Source organism: Anaerozeibacter quisquiliarum (assembly GCF_051162045.1).
Lineage (GTDB): Bacteria > Bacillota > Clostridia > Christensenellales > Aristaeellaceae > Anaerozeibacter > Anaerozeibacter quisquiliarum.
The window spans coordinates 1-4,215 of record NZ_JBISDI010000069.1; the positions used below are offsets into that span (position 1 = coordinate 1).

Here is a 4,215-nt window from a genome sequence, read left to right on the forward strand (position 1 = left end):
CTGCGGGGATCTTCCCGGTGCCCTTGGGATTGCACCACGAGGAGTAGTTGTTGCGCGCGCGGGCGTTGATGCTCACGCCGGTCTCCTTCTGGTATCCGCCCTCGGCGAGGCCGTTGCAGTCCATCACAAGCGGCGCGTGCTCGCGCCAGTAGAGCGCTTTCTTACGCTGTTCGCCGGTATACTGGGTAAACCACCAGCTGTCCTTCGCCCACTTCCTGGGGTCCTGCCCGTATGCGCCCATGATGTAGCCGCACTTGTTCTCGTAGCACCACTGCATGTAGGCCACAAATCGCGCGATCGGCACCCTCATCGTCATTTCTGTTCCCCCCTTCCGCCGCCCGCCTCGGTCGGCGCGTCGTTGGCGTCACGCAGCTTGATCAGGGCGTTCCTGAGGAACGCGGGCAGCTTTACGCCCATCTCGCCAACGTTTTCCAATATGGAAAGGGAGTCGTTGGCCACAAAGAAAAACGCCGTGCAGTTGCGGAACAGGCTGGTTGCGTTGCCCGTCACCCGGTCAACCTGCGCGGCAAGTACGACGATGAGGAAGATGCTCGCCTTCTTGATGAGGCCGGTAAAGCCCACGCTGGAGCTGACGGTCTTGGCCTTGAACGCCGCCGCCACGCCGGTCAGGTAGTCGAGCGCCATGACGATCAGCAGGATCTCCAGCGCCATATCCCAGCCGCCCAACAGCGCGGTCACGATGGCCGCGCCCGCCGCGGCGACGCCGGCCCCCAAAGTATTTCTCATTCCAAATCCCTCCCATAAGCGTTCTGTGCATGCTAAAGGCGGCTCCGCTTGGAAGCCGCCTGTCTGCCGGGTTGAGCAACCGTAATGTCCTGCGCGTCATGGCGCGTCATGGCTGTGCCCGCGCGTACCTCGCGCTGATGTACCCCTTCCTGCCGCTGAACAGGACGCCGACCCAGCCATCGTGATTCTCGCCCGACCGGGTGAGCAGCATGCCCTTGCCGACCACGCCCAGCACCGCCCGGCGCTTGCCGGGCCCGGAGCGCACGTTGACCCGCCGCCCGATCACCCTGACCTGACGGAGCGGCTCTTCGGGTGCGGGCTGCACCCCATAATCGCGCCCGGTGTACCAGAACAGCGGCTTCGCGCCGGTCAGGCGGTTCAAGTCGACGCGCCCACGAATGCCCGGCACGGCGTATTGTTTGTACGCGGCCGCACCGGCCATGGATGTGTACTGGTGCAGACCGCAGGGATAAGACGGGTAGCCGCTGGGCACGCCGATGTTCTTGCCGTAGTGCGCGATCCACACATCGTCGAATGCCCCCGCGACGGCCTTGAGGTAGGGGAACATGGCGTTGTACGTGTATAACCCCACACGCCGCGCGCCCCGCGCACGCAGCCGCTCGGCGTAGGCCAGCACGGCCTTGCGCTGCCTGGGCCACGCGCTGGTTTTCTTCTCGACGTCGATGTACCACAGGATCGGCCCGTCTGTCGCACCCGCGCCAGCCACACCCGCACCGATCGCGCCGGCATCAACCGCGCGATCATAGAACAGGTCGGCCTCCATGCGGGCGGACGCTTCGTCCGCCGCGCGGAAGTAGGCATAAAGCGCGTAAGGCACATGGTTGCCCTTCGCACCGCGGATGTTGCGCGCCAGTTCGCTGTCAAGGATTTGGTTGTCCTGCACCCGGATGATGATGAAGTCCACCGCTCCGGCGACTGCCTGCCAGTCGATGCGGCCCTGGTACTTGCTCACGTCCGGGATGCGGTTGTGGATGGGGTAGATGGGGTCGTTCATGGCGTGTCATCCTTTCGCTGTTTTACAGGGCGATGTAGACGAGCGTAAACTCCGTCGCCGCCGAGCGCGCGGCGTTGCGCGCGATGTTAAAGGTAAACCCCGTGGCGGTATAGTCCGTCGTGCCGATCGAGTAGGGCGCCAGCCCGTTCGCGGCCCGCAGAAACCCAACAAGCACCGCCGCGGGCGCGGCGGGCAATGCAGGGTTAAACGCGACCGAATACGTGTAGTTGGTGTCCGCCGTCCATGATGAGCGGGAGATGGAAAACGTGCCGGCGCGCAGCCCGAGCGCGGCCGGCGTCGCGCCCAGATTGCCGCGCGCCGCCGCGGGGTTGGAAAACGTCGGCGCGATGTCGAAATGGGCCGTGTCGCGGAACCGGCTCGCGATACCCACATCGAACAGCCCCGCCGTTTCCGCCACCTTGCCCACCGCCACGCCCTCGCCGGAACCGTGCAGATCGAGCCAGATCGTCCGGCTGGCCAGCTCGGCTTCATCGGTTGCGGTGTTGTAGCGGTCGGACAGCGTCGCGGAGACCACATGGCTGCCCGAGCCAATCGCGCCGCCGCCCAGCACGCCGGTCAGCGCAAACGAGAATACATCACCCTGCGCCGCCATGGCTGCGCTCAGCGAAGCGGGCGCGGAGTACGCACCGCCCGCCACCTTGTAGCGGATCGACCCGGCCCGCGTGTTGAGGTTCGAGAGCGCGGAGAACACGCAGGCGAGCGTGTACTTGATGTAGGCGCCGCTGTTGGTCAGGTTGCCGCCGGCGTCGCACCGCGCCACGGAGAACGAGGTGAGCATCGGCGCGGCATAGGGCTGCACCGTCACCGCCGCGGTGGTGAGCGTGGCGGTCTGACCGCGCGAGTCGACAACGGTAACCGTCGCGGTCAGCGCGCCCGTCGCGGTCAGCACATCGGTCGTGATGACGCTTGCCGCAGAGGAATACGTCTTTCCCGCCAGCGTGAGCCGGTAGCTGCGGATGGACGCGCCACCGGGTGCGGCAGCCGATACGATGCAGACGCCGCGGCTGCGCCCCTGCACGTAGATGCCGATGTCGTCGCCCGCCGGGTTCGAAAGCGCAAACGTCGCCGCCGAGATCGCCGGCACATACGAAGCGGGCACGTTGAGGGTATAGCCGAATTGGAGCGTCGAGGACAGCGTGCCGTTCAGGTAAGATTCCAGCGTCAGCGTCACCGTCCCGGCCATAGCGTCGGGCATCTGTTCGGCGAGCGCCGCGCCCGGCGTCCAGTCGACCGTGGCGCCGGCGGCGATGTCGCTGGCGATCACGCCGGATGCCGCGCCAATCGCATAGGAGAGCTCGTGCGTCAGGCCGCTGCCTGCCGTGCCGACGGTGATCGCGCTCGCCGCGCCAATGGTGAACTGATCCCCCGGCACGGTCAGAGACGCTTCCTCATACTCGATCACCAGGCGTGGGGAGGCGGTGCCGGTGCCGCCGTTGAACTCGCAGTAGCTGTTGCTGCCCGAGCCGTGCGCGACGTGCAGATACCACGTGCCGGCATAGCCCTGCAGGATCGCCTTGTGCGCGGTCAAGTCCCACTCCTTGGTTCCGGTACCGCTCGCCACCGTGAAATCGCCCGACCAGTCGAGCGCGCCCTTGTTGCCCCAGGCGTTGCTCTGGTTGGATCCGAATTGCAGCACCTTAGTCGAGTAGGCGTCTTCACGCTTCATCCTGAGCCTGACCGATTTGATGTACCAGGCGGGGTTCAACGGCGGGAATCCAACGTAGCCGTAATAGCTGTCCGAGCCGCTTTTGCCGACCTTCAAAGATGCCGTGGATGAGTTGAACGCGGAACTGCCCCAACGCGGGCCGGTCAAGGTGATGATCGTTTCTATCGGCATATCGCCACGCCTTTCCACATATTGCGCGCCCGTCCTTTTGTGTCACGTCCGTCCTTTTGTGTCACGCCCTCCGGAACGTCAGGTTCCCGGAAGCGGCCTGATACTCGAGGATCGCGTTGCCCACGCGCAGTTTCGGCCCTTGCGCCGGGTCGCCTACCTGCAGGTACGGCGCGGTGACCGTCTTGAGCAGGCCGAACACCGCGATGGCCACGGCGGCCGCCCCCTTGCCTTTCAGGAAGTCCAGCTGCTGCGTCCCAAGCCGCGCGGCGAACTCGCCGCTCAGGCTGGAGATGATCAGCCCGTCCGGGCCAAAGCCCATCGTCTGCGCGAGGTTGTCGATGAGTTCGGTGGAGCCGGCAATCTGCGCGAGGTGCGCGGCGTTGTCCATCAGGGTTTGAAAGTCGTCGTTCAGCACGGTCTCGCCCTGCAATTGGGCAATCATGGCGGAGGCGATGGGGTCGACCACCGGCGCCCATTGCGCCTCGCCGGCGTCCCAGCGCGCGAGCGCGCGGGTTTCGGTGTTCAGCCACAGCGCGCCGTCCGCGGGGTGTGCGGGCGGATCAACCTGCTGGATCACGCCGCGCAGGTCGCCCAG

General features: G+C 65.8%; 5 protein-coding genes. All 5 read right to left on the reverse strand.

The features are described 5' to 3' along the window. Positions 1-316 (reverse strand): hypothetical protein (locus tag ACH6CV_RS17850; protein ID WP_456359574.1); only part of this gene is annotated, 316 nt, incomplete at its 3' end. Next, positions 313-747: a phage holin family protein gene (locus tag ACH6CV_RS17855; protein ID WP_456359575.1), complete on the reverse strand. Its 435-nt coding sequence runs from the start codon at positions 745-747 to the stop codon at positions 313-315. The genes ACH6CV_RS17850 and ACH6CV_RS17855, both read right to left, overlap by 4 nt. Before the next feature lie 106 nt (positions 748-853). Then, a complete protein-coding gene (locus ACH6CV_RS17860) occupies positions 854-1,762 on the reverse strand; it encodes a GH25 family lysozyme (RefSeq protein WP_456359576.1) in 909 nt (302 codons plus the stop codon). Positions 1,763-1,784: 22 nt separating this feature from the next. Beyond that, on the reverse strand, positions 1,785-3,620 hold the full coding sequence (locus tag ACH6CV_RS17865) for a DUF859 family phage minor structural protein (RefSeq protein WP_456359577.1): 1,836 nt from the start codon (positions 3,618-3,620) through the stop codon (positions 1,785-1,787). A gap of 61 nt (positions 3,621-3,681) precedes the next feature. Further along, on the reverse strand, positions 3,682-4,215 hold a 534-nt coding region (locus tag ACH6CV_RS17870; protein ID WP_456359578.1), incomplete at its 5' end, for a hypothetical protein.